This window comes from Paenibacillus sinopodophylli (assembly GCF_005930355.1).
In the GTDB taxonomy this organism is placed as follows: Bacteria; Bacillota; Bacilli; order Paenibacillales; family Paenibacillaceae; genus Pristimantibacillus; species Pristimantibacillus sinopodophylli.
Genome location: NZ_VDBO01000009.1, coordinates 90,226 through 112,968 on the forward strand (window position 1 = coordinate 90,226; position 22,743 = coordinate 112,968).

General features: G+C 45.4%; 15 protein-coding genes. 6 read left to right on the top strand and 9 right to left on the bottom strand.

Annotated elements, in window-relative coordinates:
• The first annotated feature begins 43 nt into the window (after nt 1-43).
• Nucleotides 44-1,297: a BaiN/RdsA family NAD(P)/FAD-dependent oxidoreductase gene (locus tag FGT79_RS23510; RefSeq protein ID WP_138755365.1), complete on the top strand. Its 1,254-nt coding sequence runs from the start codon at nt 44-46 to the stop codon at nt 1,295-1,297.
• Between the two features lie 91 nt (nt 1,298-1,388).
• Here FGT79_RS23510 and FGT79_RS23515 read toward each other — a convergent pair whose 3' ends face one another.
• Nucleotides 1,389-1,790: a hypothetical protein gene (locus FGT79_RS23515; RefSeq protein ID WP_138755283.1), complete on the bottom strand. Its 402-nt coding sequence runs from the start codon at nt 1,788-1,790 to the stop codon at nt 1,389-1,391.
• Nucleotides 1,791-1,971: 181 nt separating this feature from the next.
• Between FGT79_RS23515 and FGT79_RS23520 the strand changes: the two genes are divergently transcribed.
• Nucleotides 1,972-2,877, top strand: coding sequence for a helix-turn-helix domain-containing protein (locus FGT79_RS23520; RefSeq protein ID WP_138755284.1), 906 nt, complete (start codon nt 1,972-1,974; stop codon nt 2,875-2,877).
• A 92-nt stretch (nt 2,878-2,969) separates the two neighbouring features.
• Here FGT79_RS23520 and xylB read toward each other — a convergent pair whose 3' ends face one another.
• On the bottom strand, nt 2,970-4,466 hold the full coding sequence (gene xylB, locus FGT79_RS23525) for a xylulokinase (RefSeq protein ID WP_138755285.1): 1,497 nt from the start codon (nt 4,464-4,466) through the stop codon (nt 2,970-2,972).
• Between the two features lie 21 nt (nt 4,467-4,487).
• Complete coding sequence (gene xylA, locus FGT79_RS23530) at nt 4,488-5,801, bottom strand: xylose isomerase (RefSeq protein ID WP_138755286.1); 1,314 nt, start codon at nt 5,799-5,801, stop codon at nt 4,488-4,490.
• 229 nt (nt 5,802-6,030) lie between these two features.
• Here xylA and FGT79_RS23535 point away from each other — a divergent pair, with 229 nt between their 5' ends.
• Nucleotides 6,031-7,191, top strand: a complete 1,161-nt coding sequence (locus tag FGT79_RS23535) for an ROK family transcriptional regulator (RefSeq protein WP_138755287.1) — start codon at nt 6,031-6,033, stop codon at nt 7,189-7,191.
• 107 nt (nt 7,192-7,298) lie between these two features.
• Here FGT79_RS23535 and FGT79_RS23540 read toward each other — a convergent pair whose 3' ends face one another.
• The 4 genes from FGT79_RS23540 to FGT79_RS23555 all read right to left on the bottom strand — a co-directional run bounded on the left by FGT79_RS23540 (nt 7,299) and on the right by FGT79_RS23555 (nt 17,700).
• The gene (locus FGT79_RS23540; RefSeq protein WP_171056408.1) at nt 7,299-13,577 is read right to left on the bottom strand and encodes an Athe_2463 domain-containing protein; all 6,279 of its coding nucleotides are present in this window, start codon (nt 13,575-13,577) and stop codon (nt 7,299-7,301) included.
• Nucleotides 13,578-13,773: 196 nt separating this feature from the next.
• Nucleotides 13,774-14,760, bottom strand: coding sequence for an S-layer homology domain-containing protein (locus FGT79_RS23545; protein ID WP_138755289.1), 987 nt, complete (start codon nt 14,758-14,760; stop codon nt 13,774-13,776).
• A 306-nt stretch (nt 14,761-15,066) separates the two neighbouring features.
• Nucleotides 15,067-16,311 carry an MFS transporter gene (locus tag FGT79_RS23550; protein ID WP_138755290.1) on the bottom strand — a complete coding sequence of 415 codons (1,245 nt, stop codon included), beginning with the start codon at nt 16,309-16,311 and terminating at the stop codon, nt 15,067-15,069.
• A gap of 42 nt (nt 16,312-16,353) precedes the next feature.
• The gene (locus FGT79_RS23555) at nt 16,354-17,700 is read right to left on the bottom strand and encodes a DUF2087 domain-containing protein (protein WP_138755291.1); all 1,347 of its coding nucleotides are present in this window, start codon (nt 17,698-17,700) and stop codon (nt 16,354-16,356) included.
• A gap of 250 nt (nt 17,701-17,950) precedes the next feature.
• Between FGT79_RS23555 and FGT79_RS23560 the strand changes: the two genes are divergently transcribed.
• The gene (locus tag FGT79_RS23560) at nt 17,951-18,559 is read left to right on the top strand and encodes a transglutaminase-like domain-containing protein (protein ID WP_138755292.1); all 609 of its coding nucleotides are present in this window, start codon (nt 17,951-17,953) and stop codon (nt 18,557-18,559) included.
• A gap of 104 nt (nt 18,560-18,663) precedes the next feature.
• On the opposite strand, the gene FGT79_RS23565 is transcribed toward FGT79_RS23560, so the two are convergent.
• Together FGT79_RS23565 and FGT79_RS23570 are read right to left on the bottom strand one after the other, a co-directional pair.
• Nucleotides 18,664-19,893 (bottom strand): MFS transporter, encoded by a 1,230-nt coding sequence (locus FGT79_RS23565; protein ID WP_246096579.1) that lies wholly within the window; start codon nt 19,891-19,893, stop codon nt 18,664-18,666.
• 66 nt (nt 19,894-19,959) lie between these two features.
• A complete protein-coding gene (locus tag FGT79_RS23570; protein WP_171056409.1) occupies nt 19,960-21,057 on the bottom strand; it encodes a lactonase family protein in 1,098 nt (365 codons plus the stop codon).
• A gap of 163 nt (nt 21,058-21,220) precedes the next feature.
• Here FGT79_RS23570 and FGT79_RS23575 point away from each other — a divergent pair, with 163 nt between their 5' ends.
• Together FGT79_RS23575 and FGT79_RS23580 are read left to right on the top strand one after the other, a co-directional pair.
• A complete protein-coding gene (locus tag FGT79_RS23575; RefSeq protein ID WP_138755294.1) occupies nt 21,221-21,583 on the top strand; it encodes a LytTR family transcriptional regulator DNA-binding domain-containing protein in 363 nt (120 codons plus the stop codon).
• A 152-nt stretch (nt 21,584-21,735) separates the two neighbouring features.
• On the top strand, nt 21,736-22,734 hold the full coding sequence (locus FGT79_RS23580; RefSeq protein WP_138755295.1) for an aldose 1-epimerase: 999 nt from the start codon (nt 21,736-21,738) through the stop codon (nt 22,732-22,734).
• Nucleotides 22,735-22,743 lie beyond the last annotated feature (9 nt).

Consider the following 22,743-nt stretch of genomic DNA (forward strand, 5'->3'; position numbering starts at 1 on the left):
TTGTGGTATGATAGATTTACTAATAATATAGCGGGTGGAAATGATGCAATATGATGCAATAGTAATCGGCGGCGGCTCTGCCGGGCTTATGGCCAGCATTGCGGCTAGCAAAGATGGAGCTAAGGTACTGCTTCTCGACAAAGGAGAGAAGCTCGGCCGTAAGCTCGGCATCTCCGGCGGTGGAAGATGCAATGTAACGAATAATAAAGAGTTGGATGAGTTGATCAAACATATACCGGGAAATGGACGGTTTCTGCACAGCGCCTTTTCGAATTTCAACAACAAGGATATTATCGCTTTTTTCGAGAACCTTGGCATTGCACTCAAGGAAGAAGACAATGGGCGAATGTTCCCCGTTTCGGACAAGGCCAAAACCGTCGTTGATACTTTAATTAATCAGGTCCGCAAGCAAGGTGTTAAAATCATATTAAATGCTCCTGTCGATCATATCATGTATGGGGACGGAAGCGTGACAGGCGTCCGTATAAAATCAGGAGAAACGTTCCGCAGCAAAAGCGTAATCGTAGCTGCTGGCGGGAAATCCGTGCCGCAAACCGGTTCTACCGGAGATGGATATGCCTGGGCACAGCAAGCGGGGCATACGATAACGGAGCTATTTCCAACCGAGGTTCCGCTCACGTCGAATGAGCCTTTTATCGTCAGCAAGGAGCTGCAGGGCCTTTCTCTTCGAGATGTGGGCTTATCCGTTTGGAGTCCTAAGGGGAAACAGCTTATTAAGCATCACGGTGATATGCTGTTTACGCATTTCGGCATTTCTGGCCCCATCGTGCTGCGGTGCAGTCAGTTTGTCGTCAAAGCGCTGAAGCAATTCGGCACTGGCAATATCGAGGTGGCTATCGATCTTATGCCAGACAAAAGCAAGGATGAGGTATATCAAGAAACACTGAAGCTTGCCGAGAATGAATCCAAAAAAACAATTAAAAACGTATTTAAAAGCATTTTACCCGAGAAGATGATCCCACTTCTACTTCAAAAGGCAGGCTTGCCTGAAAGCCTTACCTATGACCATATTCCAAAGCAGGATTGGCTAGTCCTGTCTCAACTAATCAAGCATTTTCCAATTAGGGTATACGGCTCTCTGTCGATCGAAGACGCGTTTGTTACAGGAGGAGGTGTCAACCTCAAAGAAATCGATCCTAAGACGATGCAGTCGAAGCTGATGAGCGGACTCTATTTTTGTGGGGAAATACTCGACATTCACGGGTACACTGGCGGCTACAACATTACTGCTGCTTTCTCTACTGGATATACAGCAGGTCTACACGCAGTATTATAGATTTCAATATGCAAAAGGCTGTCTCATATGTCATCCGACATAGGACAGCCTTTTTTGGTGTGCTCATATCTTGCTGAAGAGATTGGCTTGCTTATATTCTAACATCTCCCGAGAAATGATCATAAGTGCCCGGGTCAGGTAAAAACTCGTCACTAACATCCCCATCATCATCTCGGTTCCATTGCGTGTCAGTCACTTGTTCTTCATCTGCCCAGTCCTCATTGACGAGGTGGGCTGGAATCGCAATTGCATCCAAGGCGTAAGCGCTGCCTGTCAGGGCATCAGCGTTGATCTGTGCTTGCTCGACAAGCTGCCCGCCATGTGACTGAGCAATCTCTAGTGCAGAGGTTAAGTCACTCCCCGCTGTATGGACATGCATACGGCTTCCGTCATGCAGAACCGTTTCATAGCCTAGCTCCCTCAATGTCTCACAAGCAAGTGCTGCGCTCTGCCCATCATTGAAATCAAATAATAATGCGGAATTCGCTGACATGAACGATCATCCTCTCCAACTTTTTTATAGCATGTCCTGCAAATGAAAATTAATGTAAAAAAGGATAGAAAGATACAAGACAAGATTTATTCACAAATACCTATATAAAAATGTTAGGTTTTATGACATAATCATTACATAGCGTATACTGTATACGAAAACCAATGGGAGGGTGTCACCGATGAATCATTTATTTTACTTACTTTCAGATCCTATGCTAATCGTCGAGTGCGACGAATCCCGTTGGTCAATTAGCGATGTGAATCAAGCTTTTGTGGTTTTTTCAGGCTTTAAAAAATCCGATCTCATGCTGCTTGATCCTTCCTTAATTATTTCCACCGATGAGCATACCCTATCCTTCGACCGGGTCATTCATCTGCTTTCTGACGAATCCGCATGCTCTCCAACGCTTGAATGCAAGCTCATAACCAAAGCTTCGGTTCCCGCTGATATACGCATGACCTGCCGCAAGCTGCAAATTGGCGAACGTACCGTTTACGTGCTGATTTGCAAAGATATGCGTGAAGCCAAATGGGTTGATGAATATATAACACATAAAAAAATAATGGTCTCCTCCATCATTAATGAGCGGTACAGTATTATGAGCCTAAAACATTATTATGCGCCTGTTCAGCAGCCTTCCTCCTCTTATGTAAACAAATCTATATTCGAACTTGTCGCAGACCATGATCAAAGTAAGCTCAAACGAGCGCTTGAGTACGCCAAAAACAACCGAACAGAGGAGGCAGTCGACTTTCAGTTGCAGTTAGGTGACCGCCATTACAGCTCTGAGGCGGTTATTCAGCCTTTCTACAATGGAAACAGAAGCTTCAAAAACTTTGTCGTTATCCTTACGTCGCTGCATGTAAACAATCAAGACGAGGACCCTTCCTACAAGCTCCGTATGCTCATGCTGAGCAAAAATATATCCGTCACCTCGCTTGCCCAGTCCACGCTGATTTCCTTAACAACGATTTCAAAAATTCGGAATGGTAAAATAAAAAAGCCCCAGCGTCTTACCGCAGAACTAATTGCTGGCGAGCTTGGGGTTAGGCCTGAAACGATTTGGAGCAGCTTTAAGCGTTAATAGGTGCTTATGACGCAATGTAGATTCTCCCACAAAAAAAGGAACGGATTGCCTCCTAAGCGAGACAAATCGTTCCTTTTTGTGACTGACTGCTATCCACGATATGGCGCCAATGCTTCGTTCAAAGCTTTGGTTTGCGCATATACCTGCTGGTAGATGTTGAAGAGACCTGCATAAGACTCTACTGCCTCAGCATTAGGCGTATATGCATTCGCATGCTTCACAAATTTGTCTGCGCATGCTTCAAGACTGTCGAACCAGCCTGCACCGTATGCAGCAAGCATTGCCGCGCCAAGTCCAGGTCCTTGCTCATTCTCAAGCGCAACAACCTTAGCATTGAAAATATCAGCTTGCATTTGCAGCCACACGGGATTCTGAGCTCCGCCGCCGATCGATATAATGGTATCGACTTTTTTGCCAGCTTTCCGGAACATATCAACCGACTCATTCAGCGAGAACGTGATGCCTTCCATAACCGCACGGGCAAAATGAATACGCTCATGCGAGCCATCCACACCGATAAAGCTTGCGCGAATAATGGAGTCCGGATGTGGAGTGCGCTCACCGACCAGATATGGCGTAAACAGCAATCCTCCTGCTCCTGGCAATATATCGCCTACACCGTCAAGCAATTGATCGAAGGATTCGTTTGGCGCGAACGTTTTCTTAAACCAGCTTAAACTATAGCCAGCAGCAAGTGTAACACCCATGACGTAGAATGAATCCTCTTTGCCATGATTGAAGAAGTGAACCTTGCCCTCGAAGTCCTTCGACTTGTCGTTCTCGTACGACAGAATGACACCAGAAGTTCCGATGCTGCAAAGCGTCAAGCCTTCGGACAGAATACCTGAGCCGATTGCTCCACATGCGTTGTCAGCGCCGCCGGCGAATACCTTCGTCGATTCAGGAAGTCCTGAGCTTGCAGCAAACTGCGGCAGCAGTGTGCCGACAAGCCCATGTGATTCAACAAGCGGAGGACAGAAGCTTATCGGCAGCTCGAACGTTTCCAGCACGTCACTGCTCCACACCTTGCCAGCTACGTCGAGCAGCAGCGTGCCTGCCGCATCGGAATAATCCATATGCAGCTCGCCCGTTAACCGGTAGCGCAAGTAATCTTTAGGCAGCAGGAATAACTCCGCATTCGCGAACGCTTCCGGCTCATTCTCGCGAACCCATAAAATTTTAGGCAGCGTAAAGCCTTCCAAAGCTGGGTTGCGCGTTACGCTGAGCAGCTTGTCTCCAAGCTTGCTCTCGATTTCGCGGCATTGTCTTGTCGTGCGTGTATCGTTCCAAAGAATCGCATTACGGATAGGATTCCCTTCACTGTCCAGCAGCACAAGTCCGTGCATTTGACCGGAGAAGCTGATTCCTTCAATGGCAGCAGCATGGATACCGGCAGCAGACGTAAGCTCACGCAATGCCTCTACCGTACCATCCACCCAATCATCCGCCCGTTGCTCGCTCCAGCCCGTGTGCTCGTGGAACAGCGGATAGCTGCGGGATGCTTCCCCAGCTACCGTACCGTTCTTGTCAACCAGCAGCACCTTTACGGCGCTTGTTCCCAAATCTATCCCGATTACGTAACTCATATGGTTAAGGAGCCTCCCGACTTAAACGCTGAAAATAACTTCGCTCAAGATTAGGCTGATGCGCTCTTGACGGCCTGATTCATTCTTGATCGGGTTGTTTTGAAGCGCATATTGCTCAAGCGACGCAAGCGTTGCTTTGCCGGACACGATTTCCGCGCCGATGCCTTCTTTGAAGCTGCGGTAACGGTTGTCTACGATATTGTCGAGAATTTTCTCCTCAGTCAATTTCGCAGCCGCTTTAAGACCCCAAGCGAAGCTGTCCATACCTGCAATATGGCCTAGGAACAAATCTTCCACCTCGAACGAGCCACGACGAACCTTCGCGTCGAAGTTGATACCGCCGCGGCCAATGCCGCCTGCTTTTAGTACTTCGTACATCGTCAAAGTTGTGGAATATAGATCAACCGGGAACTCATCTGTATCCCAGCCAAGAAGCAAGTCGCCTTGGTTCGCATCAAGCGATCCAAGCACGCCGTTGATTGCTGCCGTACGAATCTCATGCTCGAACGTATGACCAGCAAGTGTAGCGTGGTTCGCTTCAAGGTTAAGCTTGAAGTGATCTTTCAAGCCGTATTTGTGCAGGAATGCAATCGTTGTCGCAGCATCGAAATCATATTGATGCTTCGTCGGCTCTTTCGGTTTAGGCTCGATCAGGAATTGTGCATCGAAACCAATTTCCTTCGCGTAAGCGACAGCCATATGGTAAAGACGTGCCAAATTGTCCAGCTCGAAGCCCATATCCGTGTTAAGCAGTGTATCGTATCCTTCGCGGCCGCCCCAGAATACGTAGTTTTCAGCGCCTAGCTCTTTACCAACTTCAAGACCTTTTTTAACTTGTGCTGCTGCATACGCATATACGTCAGCGTTAACAGATGTACCCGCGCCATGAACGAAACGTGGATTTGAGAACATGTTAGCTGTGTTCCACAGCAATTTCTTGCCGGAGGATCTCATATTGTCCTTCATTAGATCAACGATAACATCAATGTTTTTGTTCGATTCTTGCAGCGTTGCACCTTCCGGAGCGATGTCCACATCGTGGAACGCGAAGTAAGGAACGTTCAATTTATTCAAAAATTCAAAGTTGGCTTCAACGCGCGCTTTCGCACGATCAAGTCCGTTATATTGATCCCAGCCGCGGATCATTGTAGGAGCGCCGAACGGATCTGTTCCGTTAGCGTTAAATGTATGCCAGTAAGCAACCGCAAAACGAAGATGCTCTTCCATCGTTTTGCCTAGAATAACTTGTTTAGGATCATAATGTTTGAATGCCAGTGGATTGTCGGAACCTTTACCTTCAAACTGGATCGTGTTGATTTCTTTGAAATAACTCATAAAAAATGAATCCTCCTTCACGGAATTCAATATTTTTGTTAGTGCTTACATTCAGAATAACACGACTTAACTTAGTTTGTCTATTAAACAAACTAAGTTTTTGTGTTAAACTGAGTTTGCCTAGCATTCACCTGCTCGCCGTATATCAGTATGTGAAGCAAGCACAGGGTATATTCGACATTTCGTGATACAATGATAGATATTGTGACTTGGACGGAGGCTTACTTTTTTGAAACTCAAACCAACTGGAGACTTAGCGCTCATCAAAAAAATAAATACGGCTATCGTGCTTGAAGCCGTACTGAAACATGCCCCACTCTCACGAGCCCAAATATCAGAACGCACAGGGCTTAATAAAGCTACTGTTTCCAATCTCGTGCAGGACCTAATCGACAGCCACCTTGTTCTCGAGAACGGGCCAGGTGAATCAAGCGGAGGACGCAAACCCGTCATGCTCCTGTTCAATGGAACAGCCGGTTACGCGGTTGGCATCGATCTTGGCGTAAACTATATCCGCGGATTGCTTGTTGATATGGAAGGAAATGTGATCGCCGAGCATCAACGCGGGCTCAAGAAGCAAGATGCAGAGCAGGCAATCTCACAGCTGACAATATGCATCGAGCTTTTGATGAACGAAGCACCCGAGAGTCCTTACGGCATTGTGGGCATCGGAGTTGGCGTGCCGGGTATCGTTGACGATAATGGGACGATCCTGTTCGCACCGAACCTAAAGTGGCGTCAGGTCGAGCTGCAGAAGCAGCTTGAAGAGCGATTCGGCCTGCCTGTCACCATCGACAATGAAGCAAATGCAGGCGCACAGGGTGAACAGAAATATGGAGCTGGCCGCGGTATATCGAATCAAATCTACGTCAGTGTAGGCATCGGGATTGGTACGGGCATCATATTAAACAAGGTGCTATACAAGGGAACATCAGGATTCTCTGGAGAGCTTGGACATCTCTCGATTGAGTATGACGGCAAGCCGTGCAGCTGCGGCAACCGAGGCTGCTGGGAGCTATACGCATCCGAGAATGCGCTGCTTGAGCGAGCATCACTGCTAGGCTACGAAAGCCTCGAAGAGCTCATTAGCGCCGCGGCGGAAGGCGATGCGCGCGTTGTGGAGCTAATGAGCTCCATTGGCGACTATTTGGGTGCTGGCATCGCGAATATTGTCAACGTCTTTAATCCCGATGTGGTCATCATCGGCAATCGTATGAGTCGTGCTGCTCAGTGGCTTGAACCTGCTGTGCAAGCAGCCGTTGACCAGCGTACGCTGCCCTATCACCGCGAGCGGATGCGAATATTGTTCGCTGAGCTTCAAGACCAATCTGCCGTCCGCGGTGCTGCATACTATGCGATCAGTACGTTTTTCTCAAAAATAAAAAGCTGATCATCCTTCTTCTAAATACCTCACAGAACATACAAACTTATCGCAAAATCAAGAAAAGACCAGAAGCATCATTGCTTCGGTCTTTTCTTAGTTTAGAATAATGCGAGCTACTGCACACGATGTACGCCTATGATTTGCAGCGATTGCCCCTGAATTGCAACTTCAACCCAGTCGGACTTCATGATATCGTTATTGTAATAAGCGGTAAATTGAAAACGGAGATTACCATTAGGCAGCTTTGAAAATTGTTCATTCCATAACTCACCCTTCCACCTATCGCGGGTTACAGCATTTATAGGCGTCAATACCGCTTCATACTTATCCAGCTTCACTACCACTTTATCTGCTTTCGTCGCGGTTCCCGTCAGCGTTGTATCCGCCTCAATAATAAATTTTTCTCCAGCCCAGAAAACAGATAGACCGCGCGGCGCATTTTCGCTGCCTGAGGCTTTCAGATTGTACGCTTTGCGATGCTGCTCCCACAGCTCAGTATGTGTCACGAATCCTTTGACATGAAGTGGAAGCACCTGAACCGTTTTCGACACAGCTATCGGCTCCGCGATTCCATCACTCACTGTCATGGTCATTCTCCATGTGCCTGCTATATCTAGCTTCAATGCTGGCCCTATTCCCTGATAATCTGGGCCAGCTGACGAATAGGAATAGCTGCTTTTCTTGCCAGAAGGACTCGTTAACTCATAAAGAATAGAAAGCGTATCACTATCAGGATCACTAGCTAGCGACATAAACGTGGTCAAATCCCCCTCGTATACAGGCTTAGGTTTCCAATCGAAATTACCAATAGGGGGACGGTTGGTCACGAAATGGATATAAGCAAAGACACCTTCATTACCAGCAATATCATAATCAATAACGGTTAGACGGTATTCTTGCCCCGCTTCTAATCCGGCAACGCGATACTTCGTGCGTTCAAGCGTCAATGGCAAGCTGTATTCAACTTGGCCATCGCCGTTCAAATCAATGCTGGTCACACTCCCGCCTGCATTCACCTTCTGCAAATAAAACATGCGCGATGCATGTCCGGATGACGGCTCGGCATCCTTGAATGCCTGGAAGCTAACCGTTACTGCTGTCGGCTCAATCTCTAATTGTTCATTCACATCTGCTGGTTTAACGGTGTCGACGAAGAAAAAGCCATTGCTCGAATAAGGTCCCCATAAATAACTGTCATTGGACCTTGCCCTCCAATAATGCAATCCTTCGGCTAGAGCCGGCGGCGTATAAGAAGCAGCAGCTATTGCTAGCTCGGTATCTACCACTCTCGCTCCCGATCCCGCGTGGAACACTTCATAATCAATGGTCTGGATCGGATGATTTTCTGGATCAACCGTAAACACCTGCAGCAATGGACGACTGCTCCGTGTATAAATCGGTTGGTTGGCATCCTGTCCATTGAAAGAGAGTAAATAGGTTTGCGGCGGAAGATCAAGGACAAAATATCTGCTATTGCTTATGTTCGACCAAACACCAGCCGAGCTAACCTGTCCTTGAACCTTAACGACACGCCCTGGCTCTATTGTCTCCTCCACTATCGAATATGAACGAGCATTGCCTTCATGCTCGATATACAAGGCCGTTTCGTTTGTATCAACATAGGTTAACGTTAAACGATATTGCTCTTGCGGATCATTCTCAGCATCAAAATATGTCCAACGAATGGTAGGCTCTTTTATCAGAACAGTTGGCGTAGCAGCTGTCGTTCCAGCTGGTACAGTAATCGTCATAACTGGCTTGGTTTGATTAACCGGTGGGATCGCATCTTTATAGACTACTGTCTGACCCCAATATGACCAAGCTCCGTGTATATCTCTTACTTGCTCCTGAATGATTAACTCTACACCAGGGCGGTTATAATACTCGCGCTTACCTGTGATCCATGTGGTTTGATCGGCCCAACGTGTGCGGAATACTTTGTCTGATAGGATATGAGAAATATCAGGATCATACGATTTATCGAAAGTCTCATAATCGAGTGCCTCGCCCTCTGTGAACACCTTACCAGTGAAACGAACGTCTGGCTGCGCTACTGGCCTGCGATGGACATACAGCAGCTTTTTTACTGGTTCTGACCATTTTCTATATCCAGGTAGTCCAGGATTGTCCTGCGCTCGGAATGTAATTTCATATACACCTGGCTTTTCCAATGTGTTAATTGTTGCAGCATAGCTTTGTCCATGATGGATACTTGTACCTTCAGGATTCTCAAAGAAATTCGGGTTTTGGCTATAACTCCACTCTTCAGCTGCTACCTTGTCATTCTCAATATCATTGAATAATTTTTCATAAGAAATTGGATCATTAACGAGTACAGAATCATACGTTTCTTGCGTATACGTATCTCCGTAGTTTGTTTTCTTCACTTGCGAGAAGCTTGCTGATGATTGGCCAAGTGACATGATCCCAGCTGCTCCTTTTGTATAGGTGCCGTCTGTAACTTCTAACTTCTTCTCATAATTGACAGATACCGTTAAAGTACCATTGATGGCCTCGACCTTAAACGGATAAGTGGTATAAGGCGAACGGGTTAATGCAATGGTCTGCAGCGTTGTCTTTACGCCGTTCACTGACTTGTACAACGTCAAATCGCTCTTGCTCCACTCCACGGTATAAAGATTCTTCTCATTTTGAATGTGGAAGCCTGCACCAATGACCTTATCGTTCTTAATATCGTTGACACTGACATTAAATTCGAGCGCATAATTTTTCATTACGCTGCCTGCATCATAGAGCAATCCGCCCCAATTATCATTGAATATCCCTACGGTATTCGCATCAATATCTTGAGGACTTGTATTTCCTGACGCTGACACCATTGGCGTAATACTATTGGGCCTAGGACCAAAGAAAAAAACAGATCCATTGGGCAGAATGGGAGTTACCTTAAAGAAAGGATTTTCGTTATTAAAATTAACCGGCTTGTCTTCAACTTTCTCCGATATCATGGTCATATCTTTTGAAACATTGTATAAGCCGTATAAATCCCTATTTAAGGTTCGTATCCATTGAAAACCGAAAAAATCGCCATTTGATAATAATCCTGGTTGCGTTAATCTTGACATACCATCCGTGTACATGCGGGATGACAATAATAATCCGCCTGTTTTTGAAAATAAATAATACTCAACTCCAGTAGTTATCATGACGTTGCCATCAGGTCTAACAACAGGACTATAAGGGGGATAATCATCCGTAAATTTATAATCGCTTACTATACTTAAATCGTTGGCGTTATAGGTGGTAAACATCATTTTATAGGGAGAACCGTTTACTGAATAATAGCTATTCAAATAGAGATATTGCCCGTCATCGCTTTGGGTTACACCTGAAAAGGTAGATATAGCATTCGTAAAACCTTTGACTGGCGCTGAATCTATTCGAGTTCCGTTTGGTAATATTTTTGTGAGGATATTCCCTGCTATGAATATCGTCCCATTTGGTGCAAATACCGTCTTAGGGTAAGAAGATTGTCCTCCCCAATTGCCGTATTCTGATCCTGTTGCAAGCCAAACCACAGAGCGTAACTCAAAATTGTATTTATAATAGTCTGTTCTGACTCCACTCGATTTCGAATGTTCCACAGCAAGGATTGCTGACTTGAAATCAGGCGTTAGTTCTAAGGTTCTAGCCGTAATGGTAGCACCGCTCTCAATGCCGCTAATATTAAACGTATGGGTTTCTATCGTCTGTCCATGATTCATTACTCTAATAATTCTGACAGAGGACTGATTAATAATGTTGAAATTATAGAAGTTTTCATCTTCCTTTAGCATGGTCAAGTAATTCGCTAAGGGAAATGAGAATTGAGGACTTAATGCTTCACCCGTAACTGCATCTGTTTCTGTAAAATAATATTTTTGATTCCTACAATTACAAGCCTCATCAATCTGCTCATGACTCTCGTTACTCCTATAGGATGTGTATAAGCGATTATTGTTAAATATAAGCTCTGCAGTTAAGCTAGTGGATATATCATAATACCCGTTAGCAAATTTCTGTACTTCCCACATCGGCTTGGCAACTAGATCAGTTGCAAGCGAATACTTATTCCGAGAATTAAGTCCCATACCTGCATTTGGATACTTCACATTAAAACTTACCATTTCACCTATTTTTGTGCTAATGGATGAGCTGTCTGTCTTCCACACTACCTTGCCCATATCTCCCCCAGCATAAGGACGCTTCGCTACCCATGAGCGAAAAATCGATTGAGTTGTATAATTCGTCACAGGCGGCCCGCTATTCTCGCCTTGCCCTGGTTGCTGTGTTATGCCGAATACGTTGAAGTTAACCGCTGGTGTATAGTTCAAAATATCGGTTGTGACCCGTTCAGAAACGCCAGATTTCCCATAATCCTCCGTAACGGTAGCGCGATATTGCCTTTTACCAACGGTCGTGTAATTAAGTGAATGTGTTGTTTTATAAGAGCCGTCATAAAGTCTCGTCCAAGGCTCGTCCTCAAAATTTCCGTCATTGTTATCGTCATATCGCTCTTCTAGCAGCAAATGTACGATCTGATCCGCGTCAGGACTCTCCGCCTCAATAAAGAGCATGAATCCGCTGCTACGATAGGCTTCTTCAGGTGCAATAACTTCAACTGTTGGTGGCAGATCGGGTACAACTTCCATAAGCAGCTCAGCCCAATCACTCACCCTGCCTGTCGTGTCATATACCTTTCCTTCGAGCAGATACTCACCTAATGCTAGATTGTTAACCGTAGGAAAGCCCGTTGAAGAACCAGCTACACCCACTTTACTGTATTTTTTTTCAGATCGACTATGATCAATCGTAGCACCACGATCTGCGAGCGGCGTATAAGAATTATTTAGATGATAGGGAAACGGAAACGGCCGTCCCTCGATTACTTTAGACGCTCCAGCTACTATTGCTACTGGCCTTGGATCAATGACCGTTAATGTTGCATCATCTGTTGCTGACCCACTGCTATCTCTTACCGTAATATTCGCACGATACGTACCAGACGCTGTAAAGGTTTGATCATGATAATCATATTGTGTTTTATCTGGAAATATAGGATCTAAGTTTGGTGAAAAACTCCATTCCATACTTTCGAATTCATTTGAACTATTTAGCAGAGATGATTTCTCACCTGCAATGATATAGTTAGGCTGGAATCGAATTGAGGCTTTCAGCTCAGGCCTTGGCTTGGGAGTAGGCTCAGTGCTTGGAGTTGGGGTTGCCTTGTCACCGACATTAATGGTTAAATGCGCCCACTCTGACACCTTATTAGCGCTATTGGTTACGCGCAGCTCAATGAGGTATTTGCCTTCTAGCGCAAAATCATTGGCTACAGGCTTTTTCTGAATGGTTGTCCCTGATGGTGTTTTATACTTCCATTCGCGAACGGTTATGGCTTCTTTTCCAGGAGAATAGGAGAGGGTATCGTCTAGCTTGGGATCGTCAATGGGTTTGATGGTTATTTCGGGTTCCGTTCGATGGTCGCCATCCTTGTGGCTGATGATGGCGATGGGAGAGGTTGGTTCATTCTTTTTGCTGTACACGATTTGGAATGGCATCGTGTTATTGGACTCATTTGATTCAGTAACGGCTTTTCCAAAATCAGTCATTGCCGTATACTTTATAATTCCCGCACTAGCTGAGGAGACTTTAACTGACACTGTTTTGATTTGACCAGGTGGGATGTTTGATATGACTTCTGATTTAATATTTGTACCCACGATGCCAACGGTAAAAGATCCTGAATTAACATTACCTTCATTTTTCGAAGTTATTTTAACGGTGATATTATCGCCTACCCATGATGAAGCAGCTGCTTCGACTGGATCTGTTTTAATATCCGTAATAACAAGATCGGGTAGTTCTTTTACTTCCAAAGGATCTAATGGAGGAATATAAAACATTTCGTACCAATAAGATCCGTCTGGTTGCCAAATGTTCCACATTTGAATTACACCAGGAGTAAACTTTGTGGGAATTTGTTGTATTACTACATAATCCTTTAGTGTGTCACCTGTCCATCCATTGTTGGTTCGTTTGTTATAGCTTTGTATGAAGGTCGGGAATTCATTATAGGGATCGACTATTGCTTCTAGCCATTTCTTAGCATCCGGGTGAGATGTTAACTCAACTGTTGATTGAACACCTTTATTCTTAATTGTTGTATCAGACCAAGGGGACTTCACCCAGTTTTTAGCAACGTGTAATGTTGCTCTTGAATCGCTACGGAAGAGCCAGTTTCTATAGACAGTACCATTAATATCATATCCTAGATAACGCCACTGACTTTGATCGTACTCGTTACCAGTTACATCTTCTGGTGTTCCATAAACTACTAGATTTTTTCCAATTCCACAAGCATTAGATAGATAATTTCCGTTTAATTTCATTACACCTTTTGCAGTATTTAAAGAAGTAGGTATATTATTTTGAGAAATTAGTGTTTTAGATTTTGAATCATATTCAGTTGGTATAGGACAAGACTTGCTAGCAGCAGATACGGATTGATTTTGAAATATATTTAAAATCATAATGACAATAAGGATTAGGAGTAATATATTTCTTCTAAGTAATAAAGGTCCCATATTACACCCCGATTTCTATAGTTACCTTTTTATTATTATTGGCTTTATAAGCGCCAAACGATCTTCCGTCATATTTTGTGATAACAGAATTGTTTCCTTCAACAAATTTCATATCATTTACTTTGATATAACTTGCGTATGCCTTTTCAAAGGCCTTGGGATAGTATTTATTCAGCAAATCTTTTACAATTGCTTTATTGTCAGCCGTCGGATCAGCGATTACTATGTTCGTTTGTTTGAGATCAGTATTATATTCGACAACAAGAGTATTATCAAAAAAATCATCAGAGCCTTTTGTGTTTATTAGAATGACACCGTTATGACCATATGTGGTCGTTCCCTTAAAGTTAGGAAGTGACTGAATAAGTGCATTCAATTGCTCCTTCGTTTTCGGATAAGCAACCACCGCCACCGCAGGATTTTTCGCCGTCAACGTATTCGTAATCATAACGACCGACTCCGCACGAGTAGCATTTTTCTCTCCACCCATCGATCCGTCCGGATAACCCTTCATGATTTCTAATTTCTTCGCTATCGCTAGGTATCCAGATTTCACACCTTCGGCATCCTTACCTAGCGAACGGATCGTCATACGAGCGATCTCTTCACGCGTAATCATTTTATTCGGTTCGAAATTACTCTCTTTGTAGTCCCCAACCTTAATAATGGATTGCTTCAAGCCAGTTGCAATATATGAACGAAACCAACCTTTATCATCAGCAAAAGGTGTATCGGTGTCCTCCACTTTTAATTTCAGCGCAGCGACCAAGGACTTCAAAAACTCCGCACGCGTCATATTGGCATTTGGCTTAAAAGTCTGGTCATCATATCCATTAATCCAACCCTGACCTACCGCAGAATCAATTTGTGATTTCGCCCAATGTGTCTTCGTATCTGTAAAGGCAGCAGCTGCATTTACCGTATTCATTCCTGTAAGCAGTATTGCCGCCACTGTAGCAGCTACTATCATTTTTTTGAATTTTTGCATATTCAACCACTTCTCATTCTGTTTTTTTATACTTTTCTGCCGTTATCTTTTTCGCTAAAATCATACAATTATTTACATTGGTCGTTTACCAATTCTTGATCAACCATCATTTTCCTCCTTTTCCCCTCTCTCCCTTCTCCAATCCTCCCCCGTTCGGTATGTCCCTCTCCCAAGAACATAGCCGAATCAACACAAAAAAAGCACGCCTCTCCCTCTAACGAGGGTATAAGCGTGCTTCGCTATACCTTGTATCAACTACAACAAATGTACTCCAGGTCACATAATCTGTCAATATCCCCCAGCCTATTACGTGTTCGTTTGCGCAACCAAAGGCTTATGCTTGAACACTGGAACCAAGAGCAGCATCCCCAAAAACATTGCTGTTCCGGCCACTGTGTATATTCCAACAAGCGGAAAAACAAGCTTCAGCTGTCCAGCAACTAATGTCATGATAACCATCATGCCCATAAACATTGGTGTAAGCACACCGTTTACTCTTCCGGTATAAGATTCCTCTGACCATTGCAATATCATTGTGCTTATCCCGATTTGAATCATAGGGAAACCCAAGCCCCCAATAAACTGCAGTACCAATGTAAGCGGAATGCTTGTTGACCAGCCTATACCTAACATTGTCAGCGAGCTCATTAACATACCAAGTGCAAGCAGCTTCTGCGGTGCGACCTTTTTCGCAATCACCATGACAACACCGCCGCCGACAAGCATCGCTATTCCGTTAACCATTAGCATGTATTGCAAAAATTCTTTTGGCTGACCAAGACGCTCTAGCACAATGAATAGGCCAAGCGTATTAGCGATGCCGACAGCAATTCCAGCGAGCGCGAATGTACCTCCAAGCGCCTTCAATACAGGACTGCGCCACACATAAGCAAAGCCGTCCTTCAATTCTTGCCAGAACACACTCTCCACCATACCCTCTGATCGTTCAATCTCACGGTCACGCGGAATGCGGAACAAAACGACTGCTGACAGCAAGAAAGCCACGCCCATCACTCCGATTGAAACCTCTATGCCGAATTTTTGATACGACATCACCCCAAGTGACGGACCAAGCACCATGAAAATTGCGATCAGCGATTGGAACATGGCCATAGCCGACTGCAACTGCTCAGCTGGGATGTGCTGCTTGAACAGCTTCATGGCCGATGGCTGTGAGAACTGTGAGAATATAGCAGAAACAAAGGTTGCAAAATAGACCATATGCCAGGATCCGTAGAGCAGCGTAATAAGTACGACTAATACGGATAGGGCGGATAAGAAATCACACCAGATCATTGTCAAACGCGGCCGCCAACGATCTGCAAACGTGCCGCCAATAAACGAAAACACGAATATCGGTAAAAATTCCAAAAATCCCATTAAACTAATCGAAAATGGATCACCATTCGTTTTGTCTGTCACAAACATAAGAATAGCAAAGTTTCTTACCCAAATCCCGATTTGCAGCAGCACGTTAGACAGCAAAATCGTTTGAAAAAATGTATTGCGGAGCAAGCTGTCTCCAGCTCCTGTAACTCCTTTTGCAGACATCGTTCCACCCACACTCCCTTAATCATTCCAGATCATTCCGAATTATTCCTTATTCCCGTTTTCTTTTTCGATATGATAGCCTTTCTCGCCGAATGGCTGCAGCTTTTCAAGCCACTGCTCCTTCAATTCACCGACTTCGCGATTATACTGGCGTACCAAATCAACGGGCTGACGACCTTCCGGATCCAGCACGTCTTTATAATCATAATGAATCTTTTGATCCAATTTAACGGTCTCTAGAACGAGATAAGAAAAACTTTCGCTGCCGAATTGCTTCCATTCCTTCTGCAGTTCCTTATTCGCATGTGTATCCATATTCAGGACAAACTGCTCTTTCCCCCAAAACGCATCAAGGTTTGTCGAGCCTCCGATATACAGCTTGCCATTAACATTGTTTTTAATCTGAAATACGCCCATCATCCGTTCACGCTCTTGATACTCAGCCGTTAGTTGCTTTCGCTTTGCTTTATCCATTCTCGCTTCATCCCCTCGCCTTGCATCCTGCTGCTTCTGCTTTCCAGATTTTCCTTTCTTTCCTTTCTCGCTCTGCTCCAAGGCAGTACCTTGCTCACTAGAAACTTCCTTCTTAGGATGAGCGGCTTCCGCAAGACCTTTCTCCGTCCCTTTCACCCAATAGGCACGCCCATCATCACTCCGGTCAAGGAAACCGTACTCGATCAAATAACGGCGCAGCGTCACATAATCCGATTCCCAGAACTGACTCAGCAGCTCGTTAACCTCCTTCTCCGAATAGCGATTTTCGCCTTTGAAAAAAGCAGCGATATGGCGCAATACTGCGATCTTCCGCTTTTCCTTGCGTGGGAAGGATGCCAGAGGACCGTTCAGTCCCTTAGGCAAATACTGCTTCAACACTGCCGCGTCTTCGTCCTCTGTCATCGCATAGCGCTCATCCACCTGCGTAGCTGTTCGGTGAACGGGCATGAAGCGCGGAGACGCCGTCGCACCTTGCTCCATCATTTCCATAATAGCTAGCAGCAACTTCGCTTGCTTCGCCTTCTCCTTCAGCACAAAGCGATGGTTGCGGATCGTTGAGGCACTGCCTGCACCGGTCAGTCCCATCAGCTCTTGATCCGACAGTTGATCGGCAAATCCTCGGATCAGCTCCTTCTGTAAATCCGTCAAGCCTGTTTGCCGCTTATCGAGCTCCAACAAATAATTGAGCATCGACCCGTGTGCCTGACCGACATGATGACTAGCATATTTGCGAGCTTCAAACCATCTTCCTGATGAATCCTCTCTGAATATCTCGCCATCCTCGAAGCCTTCTCCGCATATGAGGCAATGATAACAACTATCCAATTCATCAAATACATAACCTTGCTTTAATTCCTCTACCGAAGATGTCCAAAACCGATCTTCTGACCACATATACAAACACTCCTTTAAAACGTTTGTTTATTTTATAGATAATATACTACTTTGTTTGGTTTTTTTCAATAACACCCATAAAACTCTTATAGGCTTAATAAAGATGCTCGTTTGACAACCATCATCAAATCAAATCCACGGTTATTGAATATTATTGCATTGTGGTGCATAATAATTCATAAATAGCTATTAAGGGGGATTCATGCATGACAAAGAAATACATTAAACAGGGACACGATGGTGGAGGCCAATGAAGCTTCTATGTGAATCCGAAGTTTTAGACGACTACCTAATCGAAACAAGCGAAGTAGACTATAATCATCCATTGCTCGTTAATCTAACAGCTAGACTGAACGAGTCGGCAGCAGATCAAGTAGATTTGATTAAGAGGTCCTTTGAATATGTTCGTGATGAAATAAATCATTCTTGGGATATTCAAAGTGCAAGAGTTACTTGCACAGCCTCAGAGGCATTGTATTTTGGAGAAGGCATCTGCTATGCAAAAGCGAACTTGCTGACTGCACTGTTAAGAAAATCAGGCATACCCTCGGGCTTTTGTTATCAGCGACTGACATTAGGGGACACTCCGGAGAGCGGTTATTGCATTCATGCTTTAAACGGTGTCTATATTGCCAAGTACGATAAATGGATTCGTTTGGACGCAAGAGGTAATAAAAAAGGGGTACATGCCGAGTTTTTGTTAGAAGGGGAGCAACTCGCATTTTCAATTCGAGCAGAATATGCTGAGGTAGATTATCCTACTATTTTCAGATCGCCAAACCCGAAGACAATCGAAGCTTTACGGCAAAATAACGACTGCAAAACGATGTATCTTCGTGGTCTGCCTGATCACTTATAGTGATGGCTTCATCTACTTCTCGCTCCCTCCATTTTAAATACAGCAGCCGGGGATCATTAGAGATCATCCCTGGCTGCTGCAATTTTTAATACAACGTTCGGTTACTAAGCTTCCTTCCTATCCTTAGGCAGCAGCATCGCCAGCATTCCGATTAACGGAAGTGCGCTGCATGCGAACATGACAAAACTAAGTGAGTGACTGTCTGCCAAATGTCCCAGTACGACAGCGCCGAGCCCGCCCATACCGAATGCAAGTCCGGTAATGAGACCGGATGCCGTTCCTACTTTGCCAGGCATTAACTCCTGTGCGTAGACGACGCTAACAGAAAATCCAGATTGCAGAATAAAGCCAAGCAGTACGATCAATGGATATACGAGCAGCAAGGGCAAGTGGGGAAGCGCCAGAGCAAACGGAGCAGCACCGAGAATCGAAAGCAGCATCATTTTTTTACGCCCAATACGATCTGCCAGAATTCCGCCAAGGAAAGTTCCTGCTACCCCCGCCGCCATAAATAAAAATAACGGAATCTGTGCTTGCTTGATTGTGATTCCATACGATTCAACTAGATAGAACTGATAGAAGTTGCCGATCGCTGCGGCATACCATGAACGCGCGAATACGATAAAAAACAAAATAGCAAGAGCGAATCCAACAACTTTAGGCGCCAGAACAGCTCTTGAAGAAATGCCGCTTGCCTTCCGCTGCTCTCTCTTGCCTGCCTGCACAGCAAGCTGTGACCTGTACCAGGGTACGACCTTCATCAATATAATGATGGCAGCAGCAGCGAGCAGTGTTCCCCATATCGCACCCTTTTGACCAAGTGGGATGAAAATCCAGAGAGTCATTAACGGACCCAGCATTTGACCGAAATTGCCTCCGACCTGATAGATCGATTGCGAGAAGGCTCTGCGTGCCCCTGCCGCTAAGTGCACAACACGCGAGCCCTCCGGATGGAATACAGCTGAGCCAAGTCCTACGAATACAACGGCGAGCAGCACGAAGTAAAAGTTTGGGGCAAAGGCCAATCCAACCATTCCAGCCATACTAGAGAGCATACCGATCGGCAGCATCCAGGGACTTGGCTTTTTATCTGACAGTAGTCCAACCACAGGCTGCATGACTGAAGAGGTCATATTAAGGGTGAACGCTATCCAGCCGATTTGCGTCAAGCTTAGCTTGAGCGATTCCTCAAGCACTGGGAATAAAGCAGAAACGACCGATTGCATCATATCGTTCATCAGATGGACGGAGCTGATACAAATCAAAATGGCATAAACCGTTGCGGATTTAACTGTCTCCATACTGCTAGCTGTTGTAGTACGTGATGCTGACATTATCGCAGGACCTTCCTTTCTTCTCGAAAAGCCCTCATTTCCGTGTTCGGATCACGCTGGCCAATCCTATATGGCAAATTGGATACAAACCGGACTTTGCAATTGAAGCGATGCTGTCGTACGCGTCAGCAGCCCAGTCCCTTCATCCACGCTAAACACGACAACATTACCAGTCTTCTGATTCGCTACTAATAAGTGTCCGCCTTCAGGCGTAATGGCAAAGTTTCTAGGTGCATCTCCACCGCAATCCACATGCTGAATCAACGATAGCTCGCCTGTTTCTTGATCGACAGAAAATACAGCGATGCTGTTATGTCCGCGGTTCGAGCTGTACAAATAACGTCCAGAAGCCCCCAAGTGTATATCTGCTGCATCGTTATATCCGGCAAAACCTTCAGGAAGCGCAGAAATAGCTTTACCCGCCGTCAATAAGCCCTTATCCGCATCAACCTTTAGTAATGTAATCGTAGAGTCAAGCTCATTCATCACGTAGCCTATTAGCAGTGAGGGATGGAAGATCAAGTGACGCGGACCTGCACCGCGATGAACCTTGCTGATTCCGTGCGGAGCAAGCGAGCGCTTCTCCTCGTCGAAACGGTAAATAACGATCGAATCAATACCTAGGTCAACCGCACAGACATAAGGAGATCCGGCAAGCGGTACGATGCAATGTGCATGTGGAGCGTCCTGTCTGGCTGCGTTAGGTCCAAGCTCTCCAGCATGCTGCTGAACCGCGGCCGCTGCTTCCAGCTTGCCGTCAGCCGCAATTGGAATTAAAGCGACATTGCCGCCCGTGTAGTTAGCTGCGTACAAAACCTTTCCCGCTGGATCTGTACTAATGTAGCAAGGATGTGCTCCATAAGTAAGGACACTATTGCTCGTTAAAGTAAGGGTCCCTGCTGCTGCGTCAATCTCGAAGGTAGCCGCTGAGCCTCCTTCTGCATCAGCAGTCGACTCCGTTTCACTTGCCGCATACAATTGTTTACCATTCGGATGAAGCGTCAGAAACGATGCATTTTCCACACCGCTTAACTGCTGAATGACGGTTAGCTCGCCTGTTTTCTCGTCGAATGTGCATACGTGCACCGTCGGCTCGGACACTGCTCCATACGAACCAATATATAGTGTTTTCAGGCTTGTTAATTGTTCTTTATCATTACTCATGCATACCCAACCTTTCAGATTTTTGGCATTACAGTGACCATAGCACATGCCCGTTCAGCAAACAATGTCTTTTTTTTATAAAAGACTTCACAAATCCTATTGTGACATGTTACAATGTAAGCGCTAACAATCAGTTGTTCACATTTCTAAAGGGGGAATTGAGATGATGAATGTTGTACTGAGCGAACGGAACGTGTATGAAGATTTCGAGCTGGAGTCGGATGTGCTTTACTTCAAGCTTGGAATGCAGGGACTCGTGAGCTTTCACGGCAGAAACTACAATATAAAGAGAAGAATGACTGCCGAGCAGATTTCACAGCTAACGAATGAGCGCAGCTTCTATCCGGTCAGCTCCACTTGCTACATTAATATTGGCAAGATCAAAATGATCGAAGGCGGCTCCATCTTCTTCGACTCAGAGATTACAGATTCCAAACAACTGCCCGTCAACCGCCGCAAGCAGTTCGTCATCCAGCAGTTGTTCTCGCAGCGAGCAACGAGCAAAGACCTACGCATTACTCAATAGCATGATGCTAAGCAGCCGTCCTATTCCGCAGTAAGCGGTATGGGGCGGTTGTTTGTTTGGCTCCGTCCTGCTATTCTAAGGTTGGATATGATTTTTGAACTCATGCTTTGATGTATGACGCTTTTAAACCAATACGTTCTAGGAGGATTTCCATGTCTACGCAAGGACAAGCTTTCGAACAATTATTTCAAGACGAGCAAGCCGTTTGGCTGCAATGGGGGGCTTATGAGGCTGCGGTATTGCCGGCTGTCGGCGCCAATCTCATCGCTTTCCGTGATAAAGTAAACAACTATACCTTCCTGCGCGAGCCTTCTCTTGAAGAAATGGATAGCTTCCGCGATAAGCCGGGCGTTCACGGTATTCCAGTCTTATTCCCGCCGAATCGTTACGAAGATGGTACGTTTACTTGGAACGGAAGAACCTACTCCTTCCCCGTTAATGAACAATCAACCGGTAATCACTTGCATGGATTTCTGCATACCGCTGCATGGAGTGTTGAGGATTTCGGCACAAACAAGACGGAAAGCTATGTATCGCTCAAAATTACGATCGACGAATCCCATCCGATCTTCACTTACCTGCCACACCGTTTCACAGTGAGACTGCGCTATTCGTTAAATGATAGAGGACTGCTTCAACATGTTTCGGTACATAACGAGGGCACGGAAGCTATGCCATGCTTGATCGGCTTCCATACGACGATTAATGCACCATTTGATCCAATCAGCACGTCTGACGACTACCGCTTCACACTCACTACAGGCAACCGTTGGGAGCTGAATGAGCGTATGCTTCCAACTGGCAGCTATCAGCCTCTGCTTGCAGATGAGGAAGCGATGAAGACGACTGGCATTTCCCCATTCTGGGCAGCCATGGACAATCACTACACAACGGAGCCACAGAACGGACGCAACCTGATGGAGCTGACGGATACTCGCACAGGTGTAAAGCTCGTCTATGATATCGGCACTGCCTATAAGCAGTGGATGATCTGGAACAATAACTGCACACCGGGCTTCTTCTGCCCAGAACCACAGCTTAATCTGGTGAACGCTCCGAACGTTGATCTCCCAGCGGAGCAAATCGGCCTTGTATCACTTGAGCCGGGCGGCATTTGGGAAGAAACGAGCCGCTTGTACGTCAAATCATAAACCAAATGT

Coding starts and splice junctions, on each gene's coding strand:
- FGT79_RS23510 (WP_138755365.1), top strand. CDS start 44: ATGCAATATGATGCAATAGTAATCGGCGGCGGCTCTGCCGGGCTTATG.
- FGT79_RS23515 (WP_138755283.1), bottom strand. CDS start 1,790: ATGTCAGCGAATTCCGCATTATTATTTGATTTCAATGATGGGCAGAGC.
- FGT79_RS23520 (WP_138755284.1), top strand. CDS start 1,972: ATGAATCATTTATTTTACTTACTTTCAGATCCTATGCTAATCGTCGAG.
- xylB (WP_138755285.1), bottom strand. CDS start 4,466: ATGAGTTACGTAATCGGGATAGATTTGGGAACAAGCGCCGTAAAGGTG.
- xylA (WP_138755286.1), bottom strand. CDS start 5,801: ATGAGTTATTTCAAAGAAATCAACACGATCCAGTTTGAAGGTAAAGGT.
- FGT79_RS23540 (WP_171056408.1), bottom strand. CDS start 13,577: ATGAAATTAAACGGAAATTATCTATCTAATGCTTGTGGAATTGGAAAA.
- FGT79_RS23545 (WP_138755289.1), bottom strand. CDS start 14,760: ATGCAAAAATTCAAAAAAATGATAGTAGCTGCTACAGTGGCGGCAATA.
- FGT79_RS23550 (WP_138755290.1), bottom strand. CDS start 16,311: ATGTCTGCAAAAGGAGTTACAGGAGCTGGAGACAGCTTGCTCCGCAAT.
- FGT79_RS23555 (WP_138755291.1), bottom strand. CDS start 17,700: ATGTGGTCAGAAGATCGGTTTTGGACATCTTCGGTAGAGGAATTAAAG.
- FGT79_RS23560 (WP_138755292.1), top strand. CDS start 17,951: ATGAAGCTTCTATGTGAATCCGAAGTTTTAGACGACTACCTAATCGAA.
- FGT79_RS23565 (WP_246096579.1), bottom strand. CDS start 19,893: ATGTCAGCATCACGTACTACAACAGCTAGCAGTATGGAGACAGTTAAA.
- FGT79_RS23570 (WP_171056409.1), bottom strand. CDS start 21,057: ATGAGTAATGATAAAGAACAATTAACAAGCCTGAAAACACTATATATT.
- FGT79_RS23575 (WP_138755294.1), top strand. CDS start 21,221: ATGATGAATGTTGTACTGAGCGAACGGAACGTGTATGAAGATTTCGAG.
- FGT79_RS23580 (WP_138755295.1), top strand. CDS start 21,736: ATGTCTACGCAAGGACAAGCTTTCGAACAATTATTTCAAGACGAGCAA.